The sequence below is a fragment of the Actinoplanes sp. KI2 genome (genome assembly GCF_025630775.1).
Lineage (GTDB): Bacteria > Actinomycetota > Actinomycetes > Mycobacteriales > Micromonosporaceae > Actinoplanes.
In genome coordinates, this window is sequence record NZ_JAOSZE010000140.1 from 1 (window position 1) to 747 (window position 747).

Annotated in this window: 1 protein-coding gene; it reads right to left on the bottom strand. The window is 66.1% G+C overall.

Annotated elements, in window-relative coordinates; genetic code table 11:
- Positions 1–228: 228 nt before the first annotated feature.
- Entirely contained in the window at positions 229–477 is a 249-nt protein-coding gene (locus ODJ79_RS46660) for a hypothetical protein (RefSeq protein ID WP_263030195.1), read from the bottom strand.
- Positions 478–747 lie beyond the last annotated feature (270 nt).

Below are 747 nucleotides of genomic sequence, written 5' to 3' on the forward strand. Positions count from 1 at the left end.
CCTCGTGATCAAGTGTAGAACTCGCAGAGACGACCGGCCTCGCTTCCGCTAGCCTGCGACCCAGCGGCAATATCTTCTAGCCGGACGTGTCACCCACGTCCCGAGACAGATCTGTCACGGACGTCCTGAGACTCGGCATGCTCTGTCGGGCTTCAGTTGATGCGTTACGGATTGGGGTCAGATGATCCGTGACAGCTCCGACTAGACGATCTTCGTGTTCTGTCTCGTTCAAAGGTAATCGAAATAGCGGATCCACCAGCTCGGCTCGGACGGACCGAAGACGGCCGGATCCCAGACCCCGTCGTAGGGCGCCCAGAGCGGCTCTTCGGGAATGACGGTATATCCGAGGTCGGTCAGGGCCGTCTGGACCCGCCGGGCGTCGTCGGGGTGGAGCAGGGCGGCGGCCTCGGCGTCGGTCCAGACGCCGGGGTTGTCCACCGACAGGACTGCCAGGTCTCCGAAGTTGCTGATGCTCACCACCAGTGGCGGCCGGTGGTGGCAGCGGTGGCGGGGATGTCGATGCGGCCATGCAGGCTCGCGTCCTGCACGTCACGGTCGCGAGCGGCCGCCCTTGACCGGCAGCCTCTGCGGCCCTCGGCGGGCAGGGGGTCAAGCGGCAGGCCGGTGGCCTGCCCGCGTAGATCGCACGCCGCCGCACCCGTCACCGACTCACAGGAAACCTCCGAGCCCGGTGTCAACATCCTCTTGACACGGAACGCAGAGCCCCGCGGTCCCGCACGAATGTGG